At 67.3% G+C, this 26009-nt stretch carries 21 protein-coding genes and 1 pseudogene; 11 read left to right on the top strand and 11 right to left on the bottom strand.

The genetic code is table 11. From position 1 onward, the window contains the following. The first annotated feature begins 179 nt into the window (after positions 1-179). Positions 180-1211 carry a helix-turn-helix domain-containing protein gene (locus ACFPMG_RS30775; protein WP_376999374.1) on the top strand — a complete coding sequence of 344 codons (1032 nt, stop codon included), beginning with the start codon at positions 180-182 and terminating at the stop codon, positions 1209-1211. A gap of 164 nt (positions 1212-1375) precedes the next feature. Here ACFPMG_RS30775 and ACFPMG_RS30780 read toward each other — a convergent pair whose 3' ends face one another. The 4 genes from ACFPMG_RS30780 to ACFPMG_RS30795 form a co-directional block, all read right to left on the bottom strand. Next, entirely contained in the window at positions 1376-2380 is a 1005-nt protein-coding gene (locus ACFPMG_RS30780; protein ID WP_376999376.1) for an IS481 family transposase, read from the bottom strand. A 283-nt stretch (positions 2381-2663) separates the two neighbouring features. Next, on the bottom strand, positions 2664-2864 hold the full coding sequence (locus ACFPMG_RS30785; protein WP_376999378.1) for an SDR family NAD(P)-dependent oxidoreductase: 201 nt from the start codon (positions 2862-2864) through the stop codon (positions 2664-2666). A gap of 124 nt (positions 2865-2988) precedes the next feature. After that, positions 2989-6099: an efflux RND transporter permease subunit gene (locus tag ACFPMG_RS30790; RefSeq protein ID WP_376999380.1), complete on the bottom strand. Its 3111-nt coding sequence runs from the start codon at positions 6097-6099 to the stop codon at positions 2989-2991. Then, positions 6099-7232 (bottom strand): efflux RND transporter periplasmic adaptor subunit, encoded by a 1134-nt coding sequence (locus tag ACFPMG_RS30795; RefSeq protein ID WP_376999382.1) that lies wholly within the window; start codon positions 7230-7232, stop codon positions 6099-6101. The genes ACFPMG_RS30790 and ACFPMG_RS30795 overlap by 1 nt, the downstream gene beginning before the upstream one ends. A 155-nt stretch (positions 7233-7387) precedes the next feature. On the opposite strand from ACFPMG_RS30795, the gene ACFPMG_RS30800 reads away from it, so the two are divergent. From ACFPMG_RS30800 to ACFPMG_RS30825, 6 genes and pseudogenes are all read left to right on the top strand, one after another. Continuing rightward, positions 7388-8203: an oxidoreductase gene (locus ACFPMG_RS30800; RefSeq protein WP_376999384.1), complete on the top strand. Its 816-nt coding sequence runs from the start codon at positions 7388-7390 to the stop codon at positions 8201-8203. Between the two features lie 143 nt (positions 8204-8346). After that, a complete protein-coding gene (locus ACFPMG_RS30805; protein ID WP_376999386.1) occupies positions 8347-9681 on the top strand; it encodes an MATE family efflux transporter in 1335 nt (444 codons plus the stop codon). Between the two features lie 73 nt (positions 9682-9754). Then, the gene (locus ACFPMG_RS30810; protein WP_376999388.1) at positions 9755-10333 is read left to right on the top strand and encodes a TetR/AcrR family transcriptional regulator; all 579 of its coding nucleotides are present in this window, start codon (positions 9755-9757) and stop codon (positions 10331-10333) included. A gap of 18 nt (positions 10334-10351) precedes the next feature. After that, positions 10352-11005, top strand: a complete 654-nt coding sequence (locus tag ACFPMG_RS30815) for a TetR/AcrR family transcriptional regulator (protein WP_376999390.1) — start codon at positions 10352-10354, stop codon at positions 11003-11005. Positions 11006-11205: 200 nt separating this feature from the next. Further along, positions 11206-11664: pseudogene (locus tag ACFPMG_RS30820) on the top strand (DUF4158 domain-containing protein); the annotation flags it as partial. Positions 11665-12161: 497 nt separating this feature from the next. Next, positions 12162-14396, top strand: a complete 2235-nt coding sequence (locus tag ACFPMG_RS30825) for a Tn3 family transposase (RefSeq protein WP_376999392.1) — start codon at positions 12162-12164, stop codon at positions 14394-14396. 296 nt (positions 14397-14692) lie between these two features. On the opposite strand, the gene lipA is transcribed toward ACFPMG_RS30825, so the two are convergent. From lipA to ACFPMG_RS30860, 7 genes are read right to left on the bottom strand one after another with little or no spacing between them, the layout of a single operon-like run. After that, positions 14693-15649: a lipoyl synthase gene (gene lipA / locus ACFPMG_RS30830; RefSeq protein ID WP_376999394.1), complete on the bottom strand. Its 957-nt coding sequence runs from the start codon at positions 15647-15649 to the stop codon at positions 14693-14695. Continuing rightward, complete coding sequence (locus ACFPMG_RS30835; RefSeq protein WP_376999396.1) at positions 15646-16140, bottom strand: MaoC family dehydratase; 495 nt, start codon at positions 16138-16140, stop codon at positions 15646-15648. The genes lipA and ACFPMG_RS30835 overlap by 4 nt, the downstream gene beginning before the upstream one ends. A gap of 22 nt (positions 16141-16162) precedes the next feature. Next, a complete protein-coding gene (locus tag ACFPMG_RS30840) occupies positions 16163-16399 on the bottom strand; it encodes a lipoyl domain-containing protein (RefSeq protein WP_376999398.1) in 237 nt (78 codons plus the stop codon). Positions 16400-16409: 10 nt separating this feature from the next. Next, positions 16410-17201 carry an enoyl-CoA hydratase/isomerase family protein gene (locus tag ACFPMG_RS30845; RefSeq protein ID WP_376999400.1) on the bottom strand — a complete coding sequence of 264 codons (792 nt, stop codon included), beginning with the start codon at positions 17199-17201 and terminating at the stop codon, positions 16410-16412. Continuing rightward, complete coding sequence (locus ACFPMG_RS30850) at positions 17198-18178, bottom strand: alpha-ketoacid dehydrogenase subunit beta (protein WP_376999402.1); 981 nt, start codon at positions 18176-18178, stop codon at positions 17198-17200. The genes ACFPMG_RS30845 and ACFPMG_RS30850 overlap by 4 nt, the downstream gene beginning before the upstream one ends. A 5-nt stretch (positions 18179-18183) precedes the next feature. After that, a complete protein-coding gene (locus ACFPMG_RS30855) occupies positions 18184-19140 on the bottom strand; it encodes a thiamine pyrophosphate-dependent dehydrogenase E1 component subunit alpha (protein ID WP_376999404.1) in 957 nt (318 codons plus the stop codon). Between the two features lie 20 nt (positions 19141-19160). Next, a complete protein-coding gene (locus ACFPMG_RS30860; protein WP_376999406.1) occupies positions 19161-20312 on the bottom strand; it encodes an acyl-CoA dehydrogenase family protein in 1152 nt (383 codons plus the stop codon). Positions 20313-20674: 362 nt separating this feature from the next. Between ACFPMG_RS30860 and ACFPMG_RS30865 the strand changes: the two genes are divergently transcribed. The 4 genes from ACFPMG_RS30865 to ACFPMG_RS30880 all read left to right on the top strand — a co-directional run bounded on the left by ACFPMG_RS30865 (position 20675) and on the right by ACFPMG_RS30880 (position 25917). Beyond that, on the top strand, positions 20675-22255 hold the full coding sequence (locus ACFPMG_RS30865) for an AMP-binding protein (RefSeq protein WP_376999408.1): 1581 nt from the start codon (positions 20675-20677) through the stop codon (positions 22253-22255). Between the two features lie 31 nt (positions 22256-22286). Next, complete coding sequence (locus tag ACFPMG_RS30870) at positions 22287-22877, top strand: TetR/AcrR family transcriptional regulator (RefSeq protein WP_376999410.1); 591 nt, start codon at positions 22287-22289, stop codon at positions 22875-22877. A 182-nt stretch (positions 22878-23059) separates the two neighbouring features. Next, entirely contained in the window at positions 23060-24307 is a 1248-nt protein-coding gene (locus ACFPMG_RS30875) for a CaiB/BaiF CoA transferase family protein (RefSeq protein WP_376999412.1), read from the top strand. 14 nt (positions 24308-24321) lie between these two features. Next, complete coding sequence (locus ACFPMG_RS30880; protein WP_376999414.1) at positions 24322-25917, top strand: AMP-binding protein; 1596 nt, start codon at positions 24322-24324, stop codon at positions 25915-25917. Positions 25918-26009 lie beyond the last annotated feature (92 nt).

A 26009-nucleotide genomic window follows, 5' to 3' on the forward strand; every position in this document is an offset into this window, starting at 1 on the left:
AATACAGCACCGCCTCCGCCCGTCGAAGGGGGCGTCGTTGCAAGTCGGAGCTTATCCATCCGGGCCAAAGTTCGGCCCGGCCAAGCCACTGTTGCTTATAAAAGCCATGCCCGTTGAATCTTGACAGCGGTGCGGACGAGTGGCTTTCCTTCCCGAAGGGAATTGTTTGGGTACCATTGATGGCCGATACAACCCACGGCACCGCTCCGTTTCTTTCCTTCGACAGCCTGGAGAGTCCGGGAGAAGAAGGATTCTGGCTGTGGCGGGACCAGATGTCGCCGGTCTTCGACATCAGCCTGCCCAAGGAGGAGGTCGGCGCGTTCCGCGGAACGTTGCAGACCTATCATCTGGGCGGCGTGCTGCTCGGCCGCTGCGCCTCGGTGACGCAAACCTTCCACCGCACCCCCCAGGTCATCACCCGCAGCGGCATCGACCATTACCTGATCCAGGTGCAGCGCCGGGGCGGTTCCTGCGGGACGATGGGGCGGCGCGACGTCCAGGTCGGTCCGGGCGACGTCTGCGTCCTGGATCTGGCGCAGACCGTCCACACGGTCGACACCGACATGGACACTCTGACGCTCTGCCTGCCGCGGGAGATGCTGGCCCCGCTGGTGAGCGCGCCGGATGAATTGCACGGGATGGTTCTGCACGGCGACACGCCGCTCGGCGCCCTGCTTTCCGGTCACATCCAATCGCTGTACCGGGCGGCCGACGCTTTGTCGGCCCGCGAGGCCCTGATCCTGACCAAAGGCAGCGCCGCCTTCGTCGCCGGGTGCCTGGGCCCGACCGTCGATGCGCTGGATCTCGTCCGGCCGCAGATGCAGGCGTCCCGCATGGCGGCCATCAAGCGCCACATCGACGCGCGTCTCGGCGATCCTGATTTCGGAGCGGTCCAGGTCGCCGAAGCGTTCGGCCTGTCCCGCCCGACCCTGTACCGGCTGTTCGAGCCGCTCGGCGGGGTGTCCGCCTACATCCTGCGGCGTCGGCTCGACCGCTGCCTCGCTGAACTGACCGCGGCGCATGGGGGCCTCCGCATCGCCGAGATCGCGCACCGCTGGGGCTTCCGCTCCGAGGCCGCCTTCAGCCGGGCGTTCCGATCCGCGTTCGGGATGACGCCGCGCGACGTCCGCAACAACAAACAGCGCCCGCGCTCCCTGGCGGCCGGCTCGTCCGACGCCTTGAAGCGCTGGTTCCATGAACTGGCCGTTTGACGGCCAGCCACCAAAGTGTCCGGAAACCCGCGTTGACGACGGCTTTCCGGACACATAGTTTATCGGACGGGTTTCCGGACAAACGGAGCGGGCGATGGCGAACATCGGCTATGCCAGAGTCTCGACTGCCGATCAGGATCCGGCCCTGCAACTCGACGCCTTGGCTAATTGTCCGGTGGTGACACGTCCTTGGCGGCATACACCGTGAGCTGGGCGGCCAGCTTGGTTTTCGTGAGGTCGCACGGACTGGGCGACCGATAGGCCGGGTTGGCCAGTTCGGGTTTGTCGGCGAGGCGCTCACGGACGACGTCGTTGGGGGAGCGGCCGGTGAGGACGCGCTGTCGGCGGGCGTTGTAGGCGAGCCGGTAGCCGTTCAGCAGGCGCTCCAAGGCGTCGTGAGTGCCGATGCACATGACCAGCACCTCCCGTCCGATGCGGCCGTTGAAGCGTTCGACCATGCCGTTGGTTTGCGGCGTGTAGGGCTTGGTCGTGCGGTGCTGCACGCCCAGGGCGCGGCAGGCGGCCTCGAAGCCGGCGGCGGTGAAGCAGCTGCCGCGGTCGGTCAGGACGTGGGTGACCTGGAAGGGAAAGGCGGCGACGGCCTCTTTGAGGAAGGCGGAGGCGGCGGCTTCCGTCTCCTCGTCCTTGACCGCTAGGTGGACCATCCGCGAAGCGCGGTCGATGGCGACGTAGAGGTAGCGTTTGCGGGGGCCGGAGCCGATCACATGCAGTTTGGGCAGGTGTTTGATGTCGATGTGCAGGAAGCCGAGGTCGTACTCCTTGAACCGTTTGGTGCCCTTCTTGGGCGCCGTGACCGATGGGGCCGGCAGCCGGCCCAGGCCTTCAGCTTTCAGGATGCGGTAGATGGAGTCGCGGTTGAGGTGCGGCAGGAAGTGGCGGAGTGTAAAGGTGAGGTCGTCCAGAGCAAAGCCAGTGCTCCGGCGCAACTCGCAGACGATGGCCCGTTCTTCGTCGGAGGCTCTCCAGCGCAGATGTTGGGGCCGCGAGGGATGATCTTGGACGTCGTCCGGACCGCGCTTGCGCCATTTGCGGATGGTTTCGCTGCTGACGCCGTAGCGCTTGGCCAGCATCCCCGAGGGCTCCGCGGAGGCGGCGATGGCGGCGCGCACGGCCGGGGTGGTGCGGGCGTTGGGGTGGATCTGGAACATGGCGGCCCCCTTCCGGCTGGCACCGAAGGGCTCCCCGTCGCCGCCACAAGGGATGATGCCCGCCGCGGTCGGCCCGTCAACCCTGGCCCTGGCGGGCCACCGCCGGAGGCGGCTTCGGGGTTGACCGGCCGCCGCGCGACGGGCGCTTGGGGCTCGTCATGGCGACGACGGAGGACACTGCGCCGGGACCCGCCTCACGGCCGGTCCGCGGCCAGGCGCCCTTTGATCCAGCAGCTGTAGTCCTGAATGGCCCAACAGACCGGATCCCAACAACGTTCCGCCATCACACAGCCCCCGCCTGCATGGAGGCATCGTTGGTGACGTCCATCGCCAGGGTGCGGATGCCGGCCCCTGCCAACTGCTGCATCCGCTCCACGCGCCGGGCGGCGCCATAGACGGTGTAGCCGAGTTCCTTCAGTTTCCGTGCAGTGGCCTCCCCAATACCGGAGGAGGCGCCCGTGACGAGTGCGACTTTGGTGTCCATTTGGATTTCGCGTTCCAGTGGTGGTCCATTCGGCGCGATCGCCAAAAGGCCGCACCGGATGGGAACAACCCTATTCGCATCGACACGCCATATCATTGGCATCTGGCGCCATTTTAATTGCTCCTTACGCCAAATGGCGGTCTGGACACCCTTGCTGACGGGCATGGGAGCTTGACGTGTCGCTGACAGCTGCCGGCTTGATGCGGAACCATGCCGCATAGAGAGCGGGGAGGAACAGCAGGATCAGTACCGTGCCGACCGCCGTGCCGCCGATCAGCGTGTAGGCCATCGACCCCCAGAAGACCGAGTGCGTGAGGGGGATGAAGGCCAGCACCGCAGCGAGGGCGGTCAGGATCACCGGCCGCGTCCGCTGCACAGTGGCTTCGATGACGGCGTGATAATCGTCGAGGCCGGCCGCCTGGTTCTCCTTGATCTGTTCGGTCAGGATCAGAGTGTTGCGCATCAGGATGCCGGCCAGACCGATCAGCCCGAGGATGGCGTTGAAACCGAAGGGCTGGTTGAAGGCGAGCAGCATGGGCACGACGCCGACGACGCCGAGCGGTGCGGTCAGCAGGACCATTGCCATCATCGAGAAGGACCGCACCTGCAGCATGATGAAGACCAGCATGGCGGCGATCATGACCGGGAAGACCTTGCCGAGGGCGGTGTTGGCCTTGTTGGCCTCCTCGATCGACCCGCCCACTTCGATGCGATAGCCGGTCGGAAGCGAGGCAATCAGCGGCTGAAGGGCCGTCATGATCTGCTTGGAGACCTCCGGCGGCTGGGTCGCCTCGTTGTAGTCCGAACGGATCGTGATGACGGATGTCCGGTCCCGGCGCTTCATCATCGGCTCCTCCAGGCAGATATCGGCGTGGCCGATCTGGTCTAGCGGGATTTGCTGGCCGGTCCGGCTCGTCAGCGAGAAATCCGCCAGACGCGCCGGGTCCAGGCGTTCGCCGCCGGCGCTGCGCGCCACGATGGGGACATTGCGGATGTCCTCGCGCACCTGGGTGACGGCGATCCCGGTCAGAAGGAACTGGAGTTGCTGCCCGACCTCCGCCGGTGAGAGGCCGATGAGGTTCAGGCGATCCTGGTCGGGCGTGAAGCGGAGCACCGGCGTGCGGTTGCCCCAATCCCGATTGGCCTGCCGGACATCCGGCACGCTCCGCATGATGGCGAGGGCCTTTTCGGAAATGTCGTAGAGCTTTGCCGCATTGGGGCCCATCACCCGGAATTCGATTGGGAACGGCGTGTAGGGGCCGAACACGAGCTGGGTGACGCGGACATAGGCCTCGGGCACCAGTCCCTGCGCCACCGTCTGCCGCAGCCGGTGCTTCAAGGCCTCGCGCGTCTCGGCGTCCGGCGTCAGCACGACGATCTTGGCGAAGGCAGGATCGGGCAGTTCGGGCGACAGGGCGATGAAGAAGCGGGGAGCGCCCTGGCCGATATAGCTGGTGACGATCTTCGCCTCCGGCTGATCGGCCAGCCAGCGTTCGATCTTCTCGACCGAGGCCGTCGTCGTCTCGATGCTGGTGCCTTCCGGCAGGCGGACCTCCACCAGCACCTCGGGACGGTCGGAGGTCGGGAAGAACTGTTGCTTCACACCGCCCATGCCGACGATGGCAACGGCAAAGGCGAGGCCGACGACGCCGCAGGTCAAGGCCTTGTGCCGCACGGCGAAGCTGATGACCCGCCGCAGGCGCTGGTAGTTCGGGGTGCCGTAGATCGCCTCGTGACCGCCGGCGACCGGTTTGATCGCCGGCAGCATCCTGACGCCCAGATATGGGGTGAAGACCACCGCCACGATCCAGGAGACGATGAGGGAGAATCCCACGACCCAGAAGATGTTGCCGGCATATTCGCCGGCGGTCGAGCGCGCGAACCCCACCGGCAGGAAACCGGCGATCGTCACCAGCGTTCCCGACAGCATCGGCGCCGCCGTGTGGCTCCAGGCATAGGCCGCCGCCCTGATGCGGTCGACGCCCTCCTCCATCTTCACCACCATCACCTCGATGGCGATGATGGCGTCGTCCACCAGCAGGCCGAGCGACAGGATCAGCGCGCCGAGCGTGATGCGGTCGAAGAAGCGTCCGGTTTCCAGCATGATGAGGAAGACGACGGCGAGCGTCAGCGGCACGGCCGCCGCCACGACGATGCCGACGCGCCAGCCGAGGCTGAGCAGGCTGACCAGCAGCACCACGCCCAGCGCCATGGCGAATTTGATCATGAATTCGTCGACCGCCGAGGTGATGTTGACGGCTTGGTCGGTCACCTTGTCGAGCGTCATCCCGAGTGGCAGCGACCGCGCGCTGACGGCCGCCCTGTCCTCCAGCGCCTTGCCGAGCGCCAAGCCGTCCCAGCCCTCCTGCATGACCACCGCCAGCATAACGGTGGGCTCGCCCTGGTGACGGATGATGTAGGTCGGCGGATCCTCGTAGCCGCGGCGGACCTCCGCGATGTCCGACAGCTTCAGCGTCCGACCGGCGGCGACGATCGGCGTGTCGGCGATCGCCTGCACGCCGTCATAGGCACCGTCGATCCGGATGAAGACCTGCGGCCCCTGCGTGTCGATCGAACCGGACGGCGTGACGGTGTTCTGCCGCTGCAAGGCGGCGATGATGTCCTGGGCCGACACGCCGAGGGTCGCCAGCCTGGCATAGGAGAACTCGACGAAGATCCGTTCCGGACGCTCGCCCAGGATGTTGACCTTCTTGACGCCCGGCACATGCAGCAGGTCCTGGCGGATCGTCTCCGCCTGCCGTGCCAGCTCGCGCATCGGCAGGCCCTTGGCCTTCAGCGCATAGAGCGCGAAGCTGACGTCGGAATACTCGTCGTTGACGAAGGGGCCGAGCACGCCGGGCGGCAGGTTGCGCGTCTCGTCGCCCATCTTCTTGCGAGCCTGATAGAACTCCTCCTGCACCTTGGCCGGCGGCGTGCTGTCCTTCAGCGTGAGCGTCATATAGGCGTAGCCGGGCCGCGTCGTCGTCTCCACCCGGTCGTACCAGGTCAGTTCCTGAAGGCGCTTCTCCAACGGTTCGGCGACAAGATCCTGCATCTCGCGCGCGGTAGCGCCCGGCCACACGCTGGTGACCGTCAGGGTCTTGATGGTGAAGGAAGGATCCTCCGCCCGGCCGAGCATGACGAAGGCGAAGGCGCCTCCCGCCGCCAGCAGGAGGATGAAGAACAGGGTGACGGCCCGTTCACGGACGGCGATGGCGGAAAGATTGAGGCTCATCACTGGCCCCCGCTCTCGGCGGCGGTCCTGACGCGGACCCCGTCCTGGAGAAGATGGGCGCCGAGCGACACCACTGGGTCGCCAAAGCCGAGCCCGGAGATCACGGCGGTGTCGCCGCTGACCCGGACCAACCGGATCGGTTGGAAGCGCACCGTCGAGCTGGCGCGGTCCAGGGTCCAGACACCGGTCCTCCGGCCGTCGTCCAGCACGGCGCCCAGCGGCACCTGCATGTCCGCCTGACCCGTCCGATCCACTGCCCGGCCCGCCGTCCATCCGGCCAGCCTGATGGTGACCGTCGCCCCGAGCGGTGCCGAGGCGGCGTCGCCGTCGAGCACGTAGCGCGCCTCGTAGGTGCGGGTCTGGGCATCGGCGGCGTCCGACAGCTGCCGCAGATGCGCGCCGTAGCGCTGCCCGTCTGCGCCGTAGAGGCTGGCCTCAGCCGGCGAGCCGATCTGCGGCCGGATGGTTTCGGGCAGCGCCACCACCGCCTCGCGCGGGCCGGCCTGGGCGATCCGGACGACAGTCTGGCCGGCGGCGACGACCTGCCCCGGCTCGCCGAGCGTTTCGACCACCGTGCCATCGCTGTCGGCGACCAGGATCGAATAGGTCGCCTCGTTCTCGGCGACCCGCGCATCGGCTTCCGCACTGGCGAGCTGCGCCCTCGCGGTGTCCAGCGCGGCCTTCGCCTGTTCATGACGCTGCCGGGTGGCCCAGCCGTCGTTGACCAGACTGGCGTAGCGCCGCTCGTCCGCCTGGGTCTGCACAGCCGTCGCCCGCGCCGCGGCGACCGCGTTGCGCTTCGCCGTGAGCGCGAGGCGCAGGTCCGTCTCGTCGATGCGCATCAGCGGCTGGCCGGCTTTGACCGGCTGGCCGACCGTCGCCAGCCGCTCGATGATCTTGCCGGGGACGCGGAAGCCGAGATTGCTCTGCACCCTCGCCCCGACGACGCCGGTGAAGCCGCGCTCGGATCCGGCGACCGGAACCGCCGCGGCAAGCCGGACGATCGGCGCCTCCTGCCGGGGGTCGCTCACCGCCGACGCCTCTTGTGTGTGCATGGACAGCGTCACGACCGCGGCAGCGCCGAGCGCCGCCGTCAGAATGCCACCCGCTACGACCATGGGTCTCTTTTTCATGCCCGCCGCCTCAGTCGCTTTAGATTGCGTACGACATCTATATCGACTATAGAGGTCAAACGCAATCTAAATGACGGGGCGCTCTCACATGGCGGCACCGCTATCGGCGGCGCTTCCGGGGCCGATCCCGACACAAGGAAGAAAGAGAGAGTTCGATGGCAAAGATCGATCGCGGCATCGCCTTGGTGACGGGCGCGTCGTCCGGCATCGGCTACGCGGCGGCCAAGGCCCTGCAAGCCGCAGGATTCGATGTGTTCGGAACCAGCCGTCACGCGGATGCCAAGGGCCCCGAGGGCGTCACCATGCTGACCTGCGACGTCACCGACGACGCCTCCGTGGCCGCCCTGGTCGATAAGGTGCTGGACGACGCCGGCCGCATCGATCTGCTGGTCAACAATGCCGGCGTCGGTCTTTTCGGCGGTGCGGAGGAGTCCTCGGTCGCCCAGGCGCAGTCCCTGTTCGATGTGAACATGTTCGGCGTCATCCGCATGAGCAACGCCGTGCTGCCGATCATGCGGCGCCAGAAAAGCGGCCGGATCGTCAACCTGAGTTCGGCGCACGGATTCATTCCGGTCCCCTATTTCGCGCTCTATGCGGCGACGAAACATGCGGTGGAGGGCTACTCCCAATCGCTTGACCATGAACTGCGCACGCTCGGCATCCGGGTCACGCTGGTCGAGCCCGCCTATACCCGAACCTCGTTCGACGGGAACCTCATCAAGCCGGACCGCTCGCTCGACGCCTATGCGTCGGCGATTGCCGACGTGACCGTGGCCGTCGAGGATGCGATCAGGAAGGGCGACACGCCCGAGACCGTGGCCGAAACCATCGTCAAGGCCGCGACGGAGACCGAACCGAAGCTGCGCTACCCGGCCGGGAAACTCGCCCGGCAGGTCAGCGTCCTGCGCCGCTTCGTCCCGGCCGCCGCCTTCGACAAGAGCCTGCGCAAGATGCTGCGGCTGCCGGTCTGAGCCCGTTTCAAGAGGAAACCTGCCATATCCGCTGCAGAGGAGGAGATTCCATGACCGCTCTGTCCCGTCGGGAGGGTCCGGCGGCCCCGGCGCCCGCCTACACAGTGCCGCCCGGCGTTCTCGACGGGCCGGTGGTGCCGACAATGCTCCGCCTTGCGGTGCCGACGATCCTGGTGCTGGTCGTCCAGACGCTGGTCGGGGTGGTCGAGACTTGGTTCGTCGGCTTTCTCGGGACCGATGCGCTCGCCGGGGTCGCCCTGGTCTTTCCCGTGCTCATGCTCATGCAGATGATGGCGAATGGCGGCATCGGCGGCGGCGTCTCCTCTGCTGTCGCGCGGGCCTTGGGGGCGAAACGCCGCGAGGAGGCCGAAGCGCTGGTCTGGCACGCGGTCGTCCTGGCCGGCGCATTCGGCATCCTCTTCATGGTGGCGGCTCTCCTCGCCGGACCGATCCTCTATCGGGCGATGGGGGGAACCGGACCGGCGCTGACGGCGGCGCTCACCTATTCCGGGGCCGTGTTCGCCGGCTCCATTCCGGTCTGGATCACCGCACTGCTGTCGTCGGCCCTTCGCGGCGCCGGGAATGTGAGGGTGCCGGCGCTCGTGATCTCGATCGGCACCGTGCTCCTCATCCTCCTGTCGCCGGCCCTGATCTTCGGCTGGGGCCCTTTTCCCCGTCTCGGCGTTGCTGGCGGCGGGGTTGCGGTGGTCGTCTACTACCTGTTCGCGGCGCTTGCACTGACGCTGTATCTGCGCTCTTCGAGGAGCTTGCTGAAGCTCAGGGTCGTTCCCCTGCGCGCCCGCCTGTTCAAGGATATCCTCGGGGTCGGTTTCCTGTCGGCGATCGGCACCGTCCAGGTCAATCTCACCGTCACCCTCGTCACCGCCGCGGTCGGCCGGTTCGGCGCCGATGCCATCGCCGGGTACGGCATCGCCTCACGGCTCGATTACATCCAGATTCCGCTGATCTTCGGGCTCGGCACCGCCTTGGTCACCATGGTCGGCCACAACATCGGGGCCGGGCAGCCGGCACGGGCGCGCAGCATAGCCTGGACCGGCGCAGCCATCGCCTTCGGGATGACCGAGACCATCGGCCTTGCCGCCGCACTCTTCCCGCAAGCCTGGATCGGCCTGTTCAGCGATGATCCTCAGGTGCTGGCGATGGGCACCCTCTATCTGCGGACCGTGGCACCGGCTTACGGTGCAGTCGGGTTGGGGTTGGCGCTCTATTTCGCCAGCCAGGGAGCCAAGCGCGTCCTGTTTCCCGTCCTGGCCGGCACCGTCCGCATGATCATCGCCGCCTTCATCGGCTGGGCGGCGGTGATCTGGTTCGGTGCCGGACTTTCGACCCTGTTCCAGATCACGACCCTGGCAGCGGTTTCGTACGGGCTTCTGACGGCCGCCGCGATGATGGGTGGGGCGTGGGGCCGGCATCACGCCTCTCATCCGGCGGTGCCCCGCAGACGTCCGGCGGAATAGGGCGAGGTGGAGAATTGTGTCCGTCATCCACATCTCCTATAGAGGTTGGTTGAAATCTAAGAAGGGGCATACCATGCGTGTGAGTCGCGTTCAGGCTGAGGAAAACCGGCAGACTGTGATCACCGTCGCGAGCCGTCTTTTTCGCGAGCACGGTTTCGACGGCATCGGTCTCAAGGATCTGATGGAGGCGGCGGGCCTGACCCAGGGTGCCTTCTACAAGCAGTTCGCCTCGAAGGAGGATTTGGCGGCTCAGGCGTCGGCGCGGGCGTTGGAAAGCGCTTACTGCCGATGGACGGCGGCGGCCACTGCAAATCCAGAGGATCCGCTTGGCCCGGTGATCGGCTTCTATCTCAGCGCCGGGCACCGCGAGGAAAAGTCCGACGGTTGCCCAATCGTGGCGCTCGGTTCCGATGCCGCCAGACACGGCATCGTGGTGAAGGCGTCGTTCGAAGCCGGGATCAGGACCCATCTCGACATCCTCGAACGCCTGATTTCGGAAACGCAGGGCGAGGAGTTCAAAAGCAAGGCGATGGCAATTCTTTCACTGATGGTCGGCGCGCTGACGCTCTCGCGTGTCGTCAACGATCCCGGCCTTGCTCAGGCCTTTCTGGATACGGCTGCTGAGCAAGTCCGAAATATTGCCGCCGCGTGACCGCGGCATGACCACACCGTGAACTGGTCGATCGGAGGGTGTTTGACCATGCCAGCAGGTACATCCGTCCGGCGGACCGCAATCCTGACGATCGCCGGCCGAACCTTTCTTCGACAGGGCTATGCCGATGCCTCGATGGATGGTATCGCCGCCGAGGTGGGCGGCTCCAAGAGCACGCTCTATCGTTATTTCCCTTCCAAAGCGGCGCTGTTCGCAGCCTATGTCGAGGAAATCTGGACTTTGACATGGTCCGCTCTTGCCGCTGTACAGGTGGAGAAAAAGGGACCCGAGGCTGTACTGGAGGACACGGCGCGAGCCTATCTGGACTTGATACTGTCCCCTTCAGCGCTTGCCGTGACCCGCCTCGTGATGGCTGAAACCGGTCGTTTTCCGGAGATTGGCCGCATCTTCTACGAGCGTGGAATTCGGCGCGCGGAAAGTCAAATCGCAGCCATATTGCAGCGCTTGGCAGAGCAGACTGACGTACCCGGCTGGAACTTTCTGGCACTGCCCGGCGCTGCTGCTCATTTCCGGGCTCTCTGTGAAGCCGGTCTGCATGAGGAATGCCTGTGGGGTGTATACGAATCGGCTTCCCAGGAAGATGTTGGCAACGTTGCCCAGCAGGCGGTCGCCCGGTTCCTGCGAGGCTGTCTGGGACAAATTTATCTTTGATTTTCGAAATAATGAGAAGAAACGAATGGGATTTTCCCGTATGTCCGTCAAAGGGTGGCAATGCGGACAGTCGGACAACGCGGTTCGGTGACAAGCGGTCCTGCATTCGTTCATAACCCTCTCCGGTCATATGCCAGCCTCAGGATCTGGCGCCGGCTGGAGAGGGAGATGGCGTGCCGCGACATCGCTTGTTACCCGACGTGGACCTGCGACGGCTTCTTGGCGTTCCCACGGATCGGGATGCCTTGGCGCGTTACTTCACGCTCACCTCTTCGGACCAAGATCTCGTTCTGACACGGCGGGGCGCGGCCAATCGGCTGGGCTTCGCCGTGCAGCTGGCGCTGCTTCGGCATTCCGGCCGTGCGCTTGCCCAAGTCGAGGAACCGCTCGACGCTCTGGTCGCCTGGATCGCCACCCAGATCCATGTGCCGGCGCACCTGTTCACCGATTATGCGCGCCGGCCCCAGACGATGACCGATCATGCCCGGCAACTCGCCGCCATGCTCGGGTTGCGGCCATCCACCAATCTCGATCTTCCCTTCATGATCGAAGCGGCCGCCCAGGCCGCCTGGACCACGAACAGGCCGGAACCGATCGTCACAGCCCTCGTCTCCGCCCTCCGCTCCCAAAACCTCATCCTACCGGTGTTGCCGGTGATCGAGCGCACCGGCGCCGCTGGGCGCGCCCGTGCCCGCAAGCGGGCGGTGGATGCTCTGCTTGCCGGCCTCACCGACGAGCAACTGGCCGAACTCGACCGTCTGCCGGTGGTCGATCCTGACCTCGGCGGGACTCCTCTTTCCTGGTTGAAGGCGATGCCGAGCGCGCCGAAAGCCGGACATGTCCGTGATCTGCTCGACAAGCTTCAGTTCGTCCGCGCCATTGGGATCGCATCCGATATCGACACGCGCATTCCCGAAGTCCGGTTCCGCCAGTTCGTCCGGGAAGGTCAGGCATCGCCCGCCTATCTGCTCGGCCGCTACACCGCTCAACGGCGGCGAGCAACCCTGGTTGCCGTGCTGTTCGATCTGGAATCCCGATTGATCGACGCCGTGCTCGACATGGCCGACCGGCTGATCGGTGGCGCCTTCACACGGGGCAAGCACGCCAAGGAAAAGCCTGCCAACGGCTGGACGAGACCACGGCTCTGCTGGCCGACGTGCCCGATCCCGCCGATGTTCCCCAGGCGGTTCGCCGGCAACTCGGCCAGTTGTGCCGGCGCTATGACGGGCGAGCCCTGCGGCGCTTTGGCCCCGCCAAGCGCCACAGCCTGCTGGTCTGCTTCCTGTTCGAACGGCGCCAGGGGTTGCTCGACGACCTCGTGCAGGCCCACGACACCCACATGACCGGCCTGATGCGCCGCGCCCGCCATGCCGCCGAGGCGGAAGCCCAGCGCTTGCGGCGCGCCGCCGAGGACGGCCTGCTGACCCTGGTCGATACCGGCAAGGCGGTGCTCGCCGGCGATCACACGGAATCGGTGGGCGGGCTGCGCCAGCGTCTCGGCGCCGACCGGCTTCACGGTGCGGTCGCGGCGTGCGAGGCGGTGTCCCGGCAGGACGGCCGCGGCGTGGTGGACGCCGTGCTCGCCCGCTACCCGGATCTGCGCAAGTCGCTGCCGGCCTTCCTGGCGCTGCCGTTCGCCTCCGACACTGGACACGACAGCCTGCTGCGGGCCATCGATCTGGTCCGGCAGCTCGATCATGGTGACCTCAAGGCCTTGCCGGACGACGCGCCGACCGACTTCGTCCCCGCCGGCTGGCGCGCGATGCTGCGCGACGACCAGGGCCGGCTGCGCCGCTCGCTGTGGGAGATGGCGCTCGCCCTGGCGGTTCGCGACGCACTGCGCTCCGACGACCTTCACCTGCCCGACAGCCGGCGCCATGCCGGCTTCTGGACGCTGGTGCTCGACGAGCGGCTGTGGGCCACCGCCCGCACCACCGCCTACGCCGACCTCGGCCTGTGCGACCGGCCGGGCGACCACCTCACCGACCTGACCCGGGCGATCGAGACCGCCGCCGCGGTCTTTTCCGCTGGCCTCGGCAGCAACAATTTCGACGCCATCGAACAAGACCAACTGTGTCTGCGCCGACCCGATGCCTTGCCCGTGTCGCTGGAAGTCCGTCACTTGCGCCGGGAGATCGAAAGCCGGATGCCGCGGGTGCGGATCGAGGACATCCTGCTCGCCATCGACCGGCGTTGCGGTTTCACCCGCGCCTTCCGCCCGCTCGCCGGCTACGAGCCGCGCGCCCGCGACACCTACCGCGCCCTGCTCGCCACGCTGATCGCCCACGGCACCAACCTCGGCCTGACCGCCATGGGCGACAGCGTGGAGGACCTGACCGCGGCCGATCTGCAGCAGACCTCCCGCTGGCTGGTGCGCGAGGCTACGGTGAAGGCGGCCAACGCCCAGATCATCGAGGCTCTCCACCGCCTGAACTTCGCCGCGCTCTGGGGCGACGGCCGGCTGTCCTCCTCCGACGGCCAGCGTTTCCGGGCGCCGCCGGGCACGCTGATCGGCGCCTACCATCCCCGCTACTTCGGCCATTACGACAAGGCCGTCACCGTCTACACCCACGTCAGCGACCGCCTCGGCGTCTTCGCCACCCAGGTCATCTCCTGCGCCCCGCGCGAGGCGACCTACGTGCTCGACGGACTGCTCGACAACGACAGCGGCCTGGAGCCCCTTCTGCACACCACCGATACGCATGGGTTTACCGAGCCCCTGTGGGGTCTATGCCATCTTTTGGGGATCGACTTCATGCCCCGGCTGAAGGACTTGGCCGACCAGCGGCTGTGGCGCCCCGATGGCGCCCGGGTTCCCGACGCGGTCGCCGGGCTGTTCGCCGGGACCATCGACACCGCTCTCATCGTCGAGCACTGGGACCAGCTCGTGCGCATCGCGGCCTCGCTCAAGGCCCGCACCGCCCCGGCCCACGTCGTACTGCAACGCCTGACTGCCGGCGGACCCAGCAACCGCATCGCCAAGGCGCTGACCGCGCTGGGCCGCCTCGTGAAGACGCGGAACATTCTGCGCTATCTGCACGACGCCCCGTTCCGCCGGCTGATCCAGGCTCAGCTCAACCGCGGTGAATCCCGCCACGCCCTGGCCCGCTGGCTGTTCTTCGCCAACCAGGGCGAGTTTCGCACCGGCGACGTCGAGGCGATCATAAACAAGGCCAGCTGCCTGAGCTTGCTGTCCAACGCCGTGGTGCTGTGGAACACCCTGCAGATGGAGCGCATCGTGACCCAGCTGCGCAGCGACGGCTTGGCCATCGCCGATGACGATCTCACCCACGTCTGGCCGCTCCAGCGCCGCCACGTCGTGCCCAGCGGCGTCTACTTCGTCAACCGCATCATGCCCGTCTTCACCCTGCCGGAACCGGTCGAAGCCTGACCCTCGGGCGCGCCAGAACCCGCGGCGTCGATCTCTCCGGTCAATATGGCGTGCAATACGCTACAGTATATTTTCGCAGAGTTGCTGGAAACACCCCTTCCAACGCGAAGGTGCACCAATGAGCGCCTCAGGAGACGTGCGTCCGCAAGGCTGCGTGGTCGCTGCTTTGGACGGCTGCAGGCCACCTCCCCTCCCCTCTCCACGCTCAAGTTAACGTGACGATGCCTGTCACGCTGCTTGAAGTGTCTTGCAACCGAAAACAGCAGAGCCTGACATCCATAAACATGTTCTTGGGGTCAGAAATGGCCTCGGTTGGCGAGCCGAAGCCGCTGCAGCTTCTCGAAATCCGTACCCGCGTGGTAGGACGAGCGGGTCAGCGGCGTCGAGGCCACCATCAGGAAGCCCTTGCCGCGGCCAAGTGTTGCGTAGCTCTCGAATTCTTCGGGAGTCACGAACCGGTCTACCGCCGCGTGCTTGGGCGTCGGCTGGAGGTACTGCCCGATCGTCATGAAGTCGACGTCGGCGGCGCGTAGGTCATCCATCACCTGCCCGACCTCCTCCTTCGTCTCGCCCAGGCCCACCATGAGGCCGGACTTGGTGAAGATCGTCGGATCCAGCTCCTTCACCCGCGACAGCAGCTGCAGTGAGGTGAAGTAGCGGGCCCCCGGACGGACCCTCGGGTAGAGGCGCGGCGCCGTCTCCAAATTGTGGTTGAAGACGTCGGGCCTGGCCTCGACGACCACTTCAAGCGCGCCCTTCTTCTTCTGGAAGTCGGGGGTGAGGATCTCGATGGTGGTGCCGGGCGACGCCGCGCGGATGGCGCGGATGGTGCGCGCGAAATGCGCCGCCCCGCCGTCCGCCAAGTCGTCGCGGTCGACCGAGGTCACCACGACGTGGCTGAGCTTCAGCTGGGCGACCGCCTCGCCGACATTGTCGGGCTCGTGCGGATCCAGCTGGTCCGGGCGGCCGGTCTCGACGTTGCAGAAGGCGCAGCCGCGCGTGCAGATAGAGCCCAGGATCATGAAGGTGGCGTGCTTGCGCGTCCAGCACTCCCCGATGTTCGGGCAGGCCGCCTCCTCGCACACCGTGTTCAGTTTCAGCCCGCGCATCAGCTGGCGGGTCTCGTCGTACTCCTGGCCGTTCGGCGCCTTCACCCGGATCCAGCCCGGCTTGCGCTGGATGGAGTTGTCCGGCTTGTGGGCCTTTTCGGGGTGGCGAAGCTTTGCCGGTGAACCGATGGCGAACGCTGTCATGGCTGCCGGACTCCGCGTGAACGGGCTCCACCGTTGGCCGGCCCGTCGGGGCGCCGGGCGACAAGGGCCGACAACCCCATGGTGAGCACCGTCTCGCCACCATGATTTTTGGTTTCAAGGCGACAGGTGACGACTCCACGATCCGGTCTGCTCGATGGCTTCAGTTTGGCGACGGTCACGTCGACATACAGCGTATCGCCCGGCCGGACCGGCTTCAGAAAGCGGACGTCGTCGATGCCGAGCCCGGCCAGCGCCGTTCCCTCCAGCAGCGCCAGCTGGAAGTACATCCGGTAGGTGAGCAGGATCGTCTGAAGGCCGCTGGAAATCAGCGAACCGAACATCGACGTCGCCGCTGCTTCCCGATCCACATGGAACGGCTGCGCGTCCCATTCCAACGCAAAGCGGATGACGGACTCCTCCGTCACCGTCACGCCAGCCGACCGGTAGTGGGCGCCCTCCTCAAGCTCCTCGAAGAACATACCGCGGGTCATCACCGCTTCTCCGGTTGTCGCCTCAGGCATCGATGACCGCGAGTTCAGCCCCAATGGGAAGCACCGTTCCCGGTTCGGCCGCGCGGGCGATCAGACGCCCGGTGGTTGGAGCGACGATCTCGTACGTCGCCTTGTCGGCCTCGACGGTCGCAATGACGGCGCCCGCTTCGACGGTTGCGCCCAGCTCGGCTTCCCACGCCGCGAGCGTCACCTCTTCAATGGTCAGCCCGAGCTTCGGGACCTTGACACGCACCTTCATGACTTTCCCCTCACATTCCACGGTAAATCGGATTGCGCTTCTCCAGGAAGGCGCGCATGCCTTCCTTCTGGTCCGCGGTCGCGAACAGACGCAGGAACTCCTGGAGTTCATATTCGAGCGCCGCGTCGAAGCCGGAGTCGGCGCCGACGTTGACGCTGGCCTTGGCTGCGCCGAGAGCCAGCGGCGCCTTCGTGGCCAGCTCGTCCGCCAACGCCTGGGCCGCTTCACGCAGTTCACCCGGCGGCACGCAGCGGTTGGCCAGTTGCAACTCCACCGCCTCCCGCCCCTCGACGAGCCGGCCGAGCATCAGCAGTTCCTTGGCCTTCAGCCGGCCGAGCCAGCGGGTCAGCCGCACCGCCGCCCCCGCACCCGGAATGACCCCGATGTTGATCTCCGCCAGCCCGAAGCGGGCGGCCTCCGTGCACAACACGAAGTCGCAGGCGAGCGACAGCTCGGTGCCGCCGCCGGTGGCCCAGCCGTGCACCGCGGCGATGACCGGCTTCCGGCACATCTCGATGTCGCGGAACAGGCCGAGCCACCCCCGGTTGTACGTCAGCATCTCGTTGGGGCCGTAGTCCACCATCTCCGAGATGTCGGCCCCGGCGGTGAAGGCGCGGTCGCCGGCGCCGGTGAAGACGATGCTGCGCACCGCCGGGTCGGCCCCGGCTTCCTCCACGGCTTGCCGGCATTCGCGGATGCACTGGCTGTTCATCGCGTTGTGGACGCGCGGGCGCGACAGCGTGATCCAGCGCGCGGCGCCGCGGGTGTCCACGGCGATGGTTTCATACGCCGGCCCGCTCATGACGCCAGCATCCCCTGCACGGCCTCGGCGATGGAGGCGGGGGTGGGCAGGTAAAGCGATTCCAGCCCTGGGGCGAAGGGGCTGGGCGCGAAGGGCGGCGTGACGCGGCGGGGCGGCGCCTTCAGCAGCGGCAAGCCGCGCTCGACCACCGACGTGATGATCTCCGCGCCCAGCCCGCAGGGCGCGTGCCCCTCATGGACGACGCACAGCCGTCCGGTGCGCTCCACGGAGGACAGGATGGTGGCGACGTCCAGCGGGCTCACCGTCCGGGGATCGACCACCTCCGCGTCGATGCGCTGTTCGGCGAGCAGGGCGGCGGCCTGGAGCGCCGTGCCGACCATCTGGCCCAGCGCGACGATGGTCACGTCGCGGCCGGGCCGCTTCACCTCCGCCACGCCCAGCGGCAGCAGCGCGTCCTCGCCGTCCGGCACCTCGCCGGACGTGCCGATCAGCTTCTTGCTGAGCAGGCAGAGCACCGGGTTGTCGTCGCGGATGCCGGCCTTGACCAGCCCCAGCACGTCGGCCGGCGTCGCCGGGGTAACGACCTTCAGCCCCGGCACATGCGCGAACCAGGCGGCAAAGCTCTGCGAATGCTGCGGCCCGGCGTTCACCCCGCCCCCGCCGAAGGTGTAGAGCAGCAGCGGCACGCCGACCTGCCCGCCGAGCATGTAGCGCAGCTTGGCCGCCTGGTTGACCAGCGGATCCATGCAGCAGGTCAGGAAGTCCTCGAAGCCGATCTCCACCACCGGGCGCAGGCCGGTCATGGCGGCCCCCACCGCCGCCGAGACGAAGCCGTTCTCGGCGATCGGCGTGTCACGCACGCGGTCGGCGCCGAACTGCTGGTAGAGCCCCCGCGTCTGGGCGAAGATGCCGCCGCTGGCGCCCACGTCCTCGCCCATCAGGATGACGCGCTCGTCGCGCGCCATCTCCTCGCGCAGCGCGCGGGTCAGGGCCTGGTAATATTTGATGCGAGCCATATCCTTCACCCCGCGTAGACGTCTTCGCCGATGGCCGAGGCCGGCGGGCTTTGCAGGCCGGCGGCCCACTCCGCGGCTTCGCGGATGCGCGCCTCCGCCTCGACGCGCAGGCCGGACAGCGCGTCGGCCGGCAGCCCGCCCGCCCCCTGCCGCTCGAAGCGCAGGATCGGGTCGAAGTCCGTGCCGGTGTCGCGCTCCGCCTGCGTTTTGTAGACCTGCGGGTCGCCCTCGTAGTGGCCATGCCAGCGGTAGGTCCTGGCCTCGATCAGCGTCGGCCCCCCTCCGGCGCGGGCCCGCTCCGCGGCTTCCGTGACGGCGGCGTGCACCGCCAGCACGTCCTCGCCGTCCACCGTCACGCCGGGGAAGCCATAGGCCGCGGCGCGGTCGGCGATGCGCTCGACCGAGACGTGCACCGCGTAGGGCGACAGCTCGGCATAGCGGTTGGCCTCGCAGAAGAAGACGATGGGCAGCTTCCAGATCGCCGCCATGTTCATCGCCTCGTGCGCGATGCCGGTGCCCGATGCCCCTTCCCCGAAGAAGGCGACGACGCAGTGGGGTTCTTTGCGGATTTGCAGCGACAGCGCCGCGCCGGTGCCGAGCCCGAGCGACTGGCCGACGATGCCGTTGGCGCCCAGCACGCCCATCGCCACGTCGGCAATGTGCATCGAGCCGCCGCGGCCCTTGCCGTAGCCGGCCGACTTGGCGAACAGTTCCGCCATCATCAGCCTGGGGTCGGCGCCCTTGGCGAGGCAATGGCCGTGGCCGCGGTGGGTGCTGGTGATGAAGTCGCCCGCGCCGAGCGCCGCGCAGGCACCGACGGCGCAGGCCTCCTGCCCGAGCGAAAGGTGGATGAAGCCGGGCAGATCCCCCTCCCGGTAGCGGTCGGCGGCGATCAGTTCGAAGGTCCGCACCTCCCACATCAGGCGGTACAGCCGGGCGGCCAGTTCAGTCGAGACGGTCATGGCGTCCATCCCCTTTCCGATCAGCAGCCGAGCGCGCGGGCGATGAGGATCTGCTGGATCTCGCTGGTGCCCTCGCCGATCTCCAGGATCTGCGCCTCGCGGTAGAGGCGGTTGACGCGGTAGTCGTGCATGAAGCCGTAGCCGCCGTGGATCTGGTAGGCGTCCTGCGCGGCCTGGACGGCCAGCCGCGTGCCCATCAGCTTCACCATCGCCGCCTCGGTGTGGCACTCGCGCCCCTGCGCGTGCAGCCAGGCGACGTAATGGGCGAAGCGGCGCGTCCCCTCGGCGTGCGTCGCCATGTTGGCGAGCTTGGCCTGGGTGAGCTGGAAGGCGCTCAGCGGCTGCCCGAACTGCTTGCGGTCCTTGGCATAGGCCAGCGTCTCCTCCAGGCAGGCGCGGGTCAGCGCGCAGCCCAGCGTGCCGAAGACGATGCGGCCCAGGTTCAGCCCGGCCAGCGCCTGCTTCAGCCCGGCGCCCTCGCGGCCGAGCAGGTGGTCGGCCGGAACGCGGCAATCCTCGAACACCAGTTCGCGGTTGTCCATGCCGTGCCAGGCCATCTTGTCGAAGGACTGGCCGAGCTGATAGCCGGGCGTGCCAGTCGGGATGATGAAGGAGGAGATCGCCTTGCGGCCGTTCGGCTGCTCGCCGGTCACCGCCATCACCACGGTGCCGTCGCTGATCGCCGTCCCGGCGTTGCTGATGAAGATCTTGTTGCCGTCGATCACCCACCCGTCGCCGCCGCCGTCGCGCACGGCGCGGGTGCGCAGGCCGCCGGCGTCCGAACCGGCGCCCGGCTCGGTCAGCGCGATGGCGCCCAGCTTGTCGCCGCGGGCAAAGGGCGGTAGCCAACGTTCCTTCTGCTCCGGCGTGCCGAGCTGCACGTACATGTTCGCGACCAGCACGTGCACCTGCCAGATCAGCGCGAAGGTTTGGCTGACCGTCCCCATCTCCTCCATCGCGATGATGTAGCTGAGCGAGTCGAGGCCGCTTCCGCCGTATTCCGGCGGGATCATGATCCCGGCCATGCCGAGGTCGCTCCACTTGCGCCAGAGTTCGTAGGGGAACTCGTGGTCGGCCTCCATGCGGGCCTGGACCGGCGCGACTTCCGCCTGCGCGAAGTCGCGCACCATGCGCTGCAGCTCGATCTGCTCGGGGGCAAGTTCGAAGTCCATCTTTCCCTTCCTTCTCCTCGCGGAACAGAAATCAAACGATTGTTTGCTTTTTTGGGTGAGGTTGCCCCCGGTGGGGCGCATTGGGTTCGAGACCGGCGGGTTCGAGACCGGCACCGTGCCGGAGCAGGGCCGTGCACGTTCGTCGCACCGATGCGTGCCCCAACCCGACCAGCCTCTTGTCTTCCGCGGCGGCGTTTCCGACTGTGGTCCGGCTCCATCATACACAGCGCTGATCATCAATCAAATGGTTGTTTGATTTTTTCGGCAGGCCGCGAGCGAGGGCGCTGAAAGCCGTTGCAATGGCGCCAGCCCCGGCTTATTGATGGAACTACAAGCAAACAAGCGTTCGACAAGGAGGGGAGATGTCCAGCCAGAACCGGATCCGCAGCTTGCCGCGCACCCTGCACAGCCTGCTGGAGATGCGGGCCAGCGAGCGTCCGGACCACCCGTTCCTCATGGCGTCTGGACAGACCTGGACCTTTGCCGAACTCGACCGGCACGCGAGCCGCCTGGCTCATGGATTGAAGCGGCGTGGCGTCGGCAAGGGAGACCATGTCCTTGTGATGATGGCCGGATCGCCCGCCTATCTCGCCCTGTGGTTTGCCGTGTCCAAGCTGGGCGCCGTCGAGGTTCCGGTGAACGGCGCCTACCGCGGCGCGATGCTGCGGCACGTTCTCCAGACCGCCCAGGTTCGGCTCGCCATCGTCGAGGACGCCCACCGCGCCGTGTTCCTTGAGGCGTCCGACGGGCTGGTCGATCCCGCGGCCGTGCTGGATCCCGACGCTCTGTTCACTGAGTCCGACGAAGACGGTCCGTTCGCCAGCGCCGATGTTGCCGCCGGGGACCCGGCCGGCATCATCTTCACCTCCGGCACGACCGGGCCGTCGAAGGGCGTGGTGATGAGCCACCGCCACCAGATGTCCTTCGGGCTGTTCTTCTCCGAGATCACGGGATTCCGGGCCGACGACGTCGCCTACAACTACCTGCCCTTCTTTCACATCGCCGCCAAGTTCCTCACCCTCGGCACCATGCTGGCCGGCGGACGGATGGCCTTGCGGCCGGTGTTCAGCCTGTCGCGCTTCTGGAGCGACGTGCACGAGTACGGCGTCACGGTGTGCGTCGCGGTCGGCGGTCTCTGCCACCTGCTGAACAGCGCCCCGGAACGCCCGACCGACGCGGAGAACCCGCTGCGGCTGATCTATGCGGTGCCCGTCCCCTGGGAGTTCAAGGAGCGCTTCGAGGCGCGCTTCGGACTGGAGCTGGTGGAAGGCTATGGCGGGACCGAGAGCAACCTCGTGGCCTACAGCCGCCTTGGCGAGGACACGCCGCGGGGCTCCTGCGGCCGACCGAGCGACCATTTCGAGGTCGTGATCCTCGACGAGGACGGCCACGAGGTGCCGCGCGGCGAAGCTGGGGAGATCTGCGTCAGGCCGCGCCATCCGCGCACCGTGATGACCGGCTATCTCGGGTTGCCTGAGAAAACGCTGGAGGCGTTCGACGGCTGCTGGCTCCACACGGGGGACCGTGCCTATATGAACGAGGACGGCTATGTGTTCTTCCTCGACCGCATGAAGGACGCCATCCGGCGCCGGGGCGAGAACATCTCGTCCTTCGAGGTCGAGCGCATGCTGAACGCCCACCCGGACGTCGCGGAATCGGCGGTCGTGCCGGTGCCGTCGGAGGTCGGCGAGGACGAGGTGAAGGCCATCGTCGTGCTGCGCGAGGGCTCGCGCCTGACGCCCGAGGCGCTGCTGCGTTTCGCCGTGGAGACCATGCCCTACTTCATGGTACCCCGGTTCGTCGAGTTCCGCGCCGAGCTGCCGCGCACACCGACCATGAAGGTTCGCAAGGTCGAGCTGCGGAGCGAAGGCCGGACGGACGGCACATGGGATTGCGAACAAGCGGGCCTGCGCATCACCCGGCGCGGGCTTGAACCGTTATAGAGTTTCGGTGAGCGTTGGAGAAACAGGAAGCATGGCATACACCAAGGCCGATCCCGGCAGCCGCCGGGATGCCATCATCGAGGCCGCCGCGCGGCAGTTCGCCAAGGCTGGCTACGACGCCACGACCATGCGCGACATTGCTTCGCTGACGGGCATGCTCCCCGGTTCTCTCTATTACCATTTCCGGTCGAAGGAAGAACTGTTCGCGGCGGTGCATGAAGAGGCGATCCAGAAGATCTGCGACAGCGTGGTCCGTGCCATCGACCCGGCGGCCGACCCATGGACCCGTCTGGAGCAGGCGGCATCCGGCTATCTGGAAAGCATGCTGATGCACGATTCCGTGTATGCGGGCATCATCGTCACTGAATTTCCGCGGCGCCGATCGCGCAACCTGCGCGAACAGCTGATCAGCCACCGCCAGCGCTTCGAACGCCTGTTCGCCGACATCGTCGACGAATTGCCGCTGAAGGACGGGGTCGACCGAAGCTATTGGCGTCTGGCGCTGCTGGGCATGCTGGCCTGGACCTATGTCTGGTACCGTCCGGGCGGCGACCCGCCGAAGGTCATCGCGCAGACCATGGTCAGGATGCTGAGGAACGACACCGCACAGGCCGACTCCTAATCTTCAAGCGCGAGCTTCCCCTCTCTCGCGGCCCCGCCGGGAGAGAGGGGCTCAAGGTCAGCACCGATGGGCGCCACGGGGAGTGCGGGCGCCGCATGACGAGACGCCGAAGCCGGCGTTCCTTGGAGCCTTGGCCGGCTGAATTACCAAACATACGTTTGTTTTAAGGGGACGAGACGCCCATGACCATCGATGCCGGGAGGGCCACAACCGTGGACGACCGCAGCAAATCCGCAGCAGAGGCCGCAAGCCCGGCCGGACCTTTGATGGGAGTCCGGGTGCTGGACCTGACCCGCCTGCTGCCTGGTGCCTACTGCACGCAAATGCTTGCCGACCTCGGCGCCGACGTAATCAAGGTCGAGCAGCCGGGCCGCGGCGATTACTGGCGCTGGTCGCCGCCCACCGTGCGCACGCAGGGCGCCCAGTTCCTGGCGCTCAACCGCGGCAAGCGCAGCGTCACGCTGGACCTGAAGACCGACGGCGGACGCGAAGCCCTGCTCCGGCTGTGCGCCACGGCGGACGTCCTGATCGAGGGGTTCCGGCCGGGGGTCATGGGCCGGCTTGGGCTCAGCCCCGAGGCGCTGCACGCCAGAAACCCGAAGCTGGTGGTCTGCGCGCTGACCGGCTTCGGCCAGGACGGCCCCTGGGCGCAAGTCGCGGCCCACGACCTGAACTATGTCGGCATGACCGGCCTGCTCCAACTCGTCAACGGCCGTTCCGCCGCGCCGCGGGCCACGGGCCTGCCGATCGGCGACATCGGCGCGGGCGCGCTGATGGCCATCGGCGGCATCCTCGCCGCGCTGGTCGACGCGCGGAGCAGCGGACGCGGGCGGTTCGTCGACGTCTCGGTGGCCGACGGGCTCTATTCCTGGGTCGGCTTCATGACGGCCTGCTGGAACGTTCCGGGCATGGAGGGCGTCGACGTGCCCTTCGACGCCCCGTTCGACAAGCCCTTCTACAGCGTCTACGAGACGGCCGACGGCCGGCATCTGGTCGTCGGCGCCTACGAGGAAAAATTCTGGCAGACGCTCTGCGCCGCGCTGGACCTGCCGGAGTGGCTCGATCGGCAGTGGTGCGGGGGTGAGGAGGAGGACCGCCTGCGCGCGGCGATCGCCGCCGCCTTCAAGCGCAGGACGCTCGATGACTGGCTCGCCGTCTTTGCCGAGCACGAGGCCTGCGTCACCCCGGTGCTGACCACCCGCGAAGCCCTGGAGAGCCCGCACGCCAAGGCGCGCGGCTCCGTGATCACCGTGGACGACCCGGTGGAAGGACCGCTGCGGCACGTTGGCAACCCGTTGCGCTTCGACGGGCACGCCTTCAACGCCCTGGCCCCGGTCCCCCGGCTCGGCGCCGACGGCGAGGCGCTGCTGCGCGAGGTCGGCTACACGGCCGCGGACATCGAAGACTTGCGCGCGAACGGCGCGATGTGAGTGGGAGGAGAACCATGCAGGACATCGCCTTGGAAGACCGGGTCGTCAGCCTTCAGCTGCGCCGCGCCGCCGAACGGACGCCGGACTCCGTCTTTCTGCAGTTCCCGTCGACCGCTTTCACCTACGGCAGCTTCGAGCTGCGCACCAACGCCGTCGCCAATTCCCTGACCCAACTCGGCCTGGGCAAGGGCGGCCGGCTGGCCATCTTCGGCCGCAACTCGCCGGAGTTCCTGGAGGCGTGGTTCAGCGCGGCGAAGCTCGGCGCGCTCTATGTGCCGATCAACACGGAATACCGCGGCGAGGTGCTGCGCCACCAGCTCGACAACGCCGAGGTCACGCACATCGTCGTCGATCCCGACTATCTGGACCGCCTCGACGCGGTGATCGACACCCTGCCCCGCCTCCGCCACGTGCTGGTCACGCAAGCCGCCGAGGCACCGGAACGGCTGGCGCGGCTGACCACGGTGCAACCGTTCGACAGCCTGCGCGCCGGGAGCCAGAGCGACCCCGGCGTGACCGTCGCCTTCGACGATCCGCACGCCATCAGCTTCACCTCGGGCACGACCGGCCCGTCCAAGGGGGTGCTGGCGCTCAACGCGCACGTCGTGCGGTTCGGCCACGACTGGGGCCGCTCGCTCGCCTACCAGCCTCATGAAGCGGTCTACACGCCCCTGCCCCTCTTCCACGCCATCGCCGCTTGGCTGGGCGTGATCCCGACCCTGCTCAACGGCGCCCGCATCGCCATCGCGCCGCGCTTCTCAGCCTCGACCTACTGGGACGAAGTGCGCGCGGCGAAGGCGGACATCGCCCACGGCATCTTCTCCATGGTGCCGATCCTGCTGAAGCAGCCGCCGCGTCCCGACGACGCCGACCAGCCGGCCCGCGCCTTCTACAACGGCAACGAGAACCCGGCCTTCGAGGAGCGGTTCCGCTGCCGCATCGTCGAGGCCTATGGCGCGACCGAAACCGGAATTGTCGCCTCCACGGCGATCGGCGAGGCGCGCGTGCCGAAATCCTGCGGCCGGCCCAACACGGAGACCTTCGAGGTCGCCATCGTCGACGATCTCGACCGGCCCGTGCCGCCGGGCACGGTCGGCGAGATTCTCGTCCGCCCGAAGGAGCCTTTCAGCATGTTCCGGGAATATCACGGCCGCCCCGACGCGACGCGCGACGCCTTCCGCAATCTGTGGTTCCACACCGGCGACAATGGGAAGATCGACGGCGACGGCTACCTGTACTTCATCGACCGCAAGAAGGACGCAATCCGCCGGCGCGGCGAGAACATTTCCTCCTACGAACTGGAGTTCGCGGTCAACCAGCATCCCGACGTTCTGGAATGCGCCGCCGTGTCGGTGCTGTCCGACCTCGGCGAGGATGAGGTGAAGGTGGTGATCGTGCCGAAGCCCGGCAGCGCGATCACCGCCGAGGCGTTCTGGGACTTCTGCGACCGGACCATGCCGCGCTTCTGGGTTCCCAGCTTCCTGGAGATCCGGGACGCCCTGCCGAAGACCGCCAACGGCAAGGTCCAGAAGCAGTTCCTGAAGCCCCACGACGCCGGGGACTCCCTGTACGCCCGCGACTGGAAGTCCGGCGCGATCCGGAAGGTCTGAGGGGCGCGCCTATTCGCCTCCGCGAGGGATGGCAGCCGGTCGCCATCTCCCGCGATCTCGCCGTCATCCCAGCGAAGGCTCTACAGTATGCA

Source organism: Azospirillum himalayense, assembly GCF_042657465.1.
GTDB classification, from domain to species: domain Bacteria; phylum Pseudomonadota; class Alphaproteobacteria; order Azospirillales; family Azospirillaceae; genus Azospirillum; species Azospirillum himalayense.

Excerpts from the sequence above, each read along its gene's own strand:
- ACFPMG_RS30860 (WP_376999406.1), bottom strand. The coding sequence starts at position 20,312 with ATGGACTTCGAACTTGCCCCCGAGCAGATCGAGCTGCAGCGCATGGTG.
- ACFPMG_RS30855 (WP_376999404.1), bottom strand. The coding sequence starts at position 19,140 with ATGACCGTCTCGACTGAACTGGCCGCCCGGCTGTACCGCCTGATGTGG.
- ACFPMG_RS30845 (WP_376999400.1), bottom strand. The coding sequence starts at position 17,201 with ATGAGCGGGCCGGCGTATGAAACCATCGCCGTGGACACCCGCGGCGCC.
- ACFPMG_RS30795 (WP_376999382.1), bottom strand. The coding sequence starts at position 7,232 with ATGAAAAAGAGACCCATGGTCGTAGCGGGTGGCATTCTGACGGCGGCG.
- ACFPMG_RS30835 (WP_376999396.1), bottom strand. The coding sequence starts at position 16,140 with ATGACCCGCGGTATGTTCTTCGAGGAGCTTGAGGAGGGCGCCCACTAC.
- lipA (WP_376999394.1), bottom strand. The coding sequence starts at position 15,649 with ATGACAGCGTTCGCCATCGGTTCACCGGCAAAGCTTCGCCACCCCGAA.
- ACFPMG_RS30805 (WP_376999386.1), top strand. The coding sequence starts at position 8,347 with ATGCTCCGCCTTGCGGTGCCGACGATCCTGGTGCTGGTCGTCCAGACG.
- ACFPMG_RS30850 (WP_376999402.1), bottom strand. The coding sequence starts at position 18,178 with ATGGCTCGCATCAAATATTACCAGGCCCTGACCCGCGCGCTGCGCGAG.
- ACFPMG_RS30790 (WP_376999380.1), bottom strand. The coding sequence starts at position 6,099 with ATGAGCCTCAATCTTTCCGCCATCGCCGTCCGTGAACGGGCCGTCACC.
- ACFPMG_RS30875 (WP_376999412.1), top strand. The coding sequence starts at position 23,060 with ATGACCATCGATGCCGGGAGGGCCACAACCGTGGACGACCGCAGCAAA.
- ACFPMG_RS30810 (WP_376999388.1), top strand. The coding sequence starts at position 9,755 with ATGCGTGTGAGTCGCGTTCAGGCTGAGGAAAACCGGCAGACTGTGATC.
- ACFPMG_RS30785 (WP_376999378.1), bottom strand. The coding sequence starts at position 2,864 with ATGGACACCAAAGTCGCACTCGTCACGGGCGCCTCCTCCGGTATTGGG.
- ACFPMG_RS30780 (WP_376999376.1), bottom strand. The coding sequence starts at position 2,380 with ATGTTCCAGATCCACCCCAACGCCCGCACCACCCCGGCCGTGCGCGCC.
- ACFPMG_RS30840 (WP_376999398.1), bottom strand. The coding sequence starts at position 16,399 with ATGAAGGTGCGTGTCAAGGTCCCGAAGCTCGGGCTGACCATTGAAGAG.
- ACFPMG_RS30870 (WP_376999410.1), top strand. The coding sequence starts at position 22,287 with ATGGCATACACCAAGGCCGATCCCGGCAGCCGCCGGGATGCCATCATC.
- ACFPMG_RS30865 (WP_376999408.1), top strand. The coding sequence starts at position 20,675 with ATGTCCAGCCAGAACCGGATCCGCAGCTTGCCGCGCACCCTGCACAGC.
- ACFPMG_RS30800 (WP_376999384.1), top strand. The coding sequence starts at position 7,388 with ATGGCAAAGATCGATCGCGGCATCGCCTTGGTGACGGGCGCGTCGTCC.
- ACFPMG_RS30775 (WP_376999374.1), top strand. The coding sequence starts at position 180 with ATGGCCGATACAACCCACGGCACCGCTCCGTTTCTTTCCTTCGACAGC.
- ACFPMG_RS30880 (WP_376999414.1), top strand. The coding sequence starts at position 24,322 with ATGCAGGACATCGCCTTGGAAGACCGGGTCGTCAGCCTTCAGCTGCGC.